At 57.9% G+C, this 406-nt stretch carries 1 protein-coding gene; it reads left to right on the top strand.

Going from position 1 to position 406, the window contains the following annotated elements; genetic code table 11:
* Positions 1-68 precede the first annotated feature (68 nt).
* Positions 69-406: transposase (locus JAO82_RS14170; RefSeq protein WP_198687040.1), on the top strand; the 338-nt coding region annotated here is incomplete at its 3' end.

Genomic DNA, 406 nt, shown 5'->3' with positions numbered 1-406 from the left:
TGAACTGGCCCCCGTTTCGACCGGACACCTTGGCCTGACCAAGGAGGCTTAAGGATAGCCTTAAGCACATGCTTATGTCTGAGATTGAAATCATCACCGATGGCGGCCGCCGTCGTCGCTGGTCTGCGGCAGAGAAGCTACGGATCGTGGAGGAGACCCTTTATGACGGCGAGAGCATTTCTGCCGTTGCCCGCCGCAATGGCGTGGCTCCCAATCTGCTGTATCGTTGGCGCAAACTGATGCTCGAAGGGGGCAGTATCGCCGTGACAGGGGACGACAGTGTAACCAGCAACAAGACCGTCCGCGAGATGGAAACCCGTATTCGGGAACTCGAACGCCAGCTTGGCCGCAAGACGCTGGAGGTGGAGATCCTGAAGGAGGCGCTCGACAAGTCACGGTCAAAAAA

The organism is Pontibaca salina, from assembly GCF_016307205.1.
Taxonomy (GTDB): Bacteria; Pseudomonadota; Alphaproteobacteria; order Rhodobacterales; family Rhodobacteraceae; genus Pontibaca; species Pontibaca salina.
Note: the sequence above shows the minus strand (reverse complement) of the source record. Positions and strands in the feature narration are given on the sequence as shown.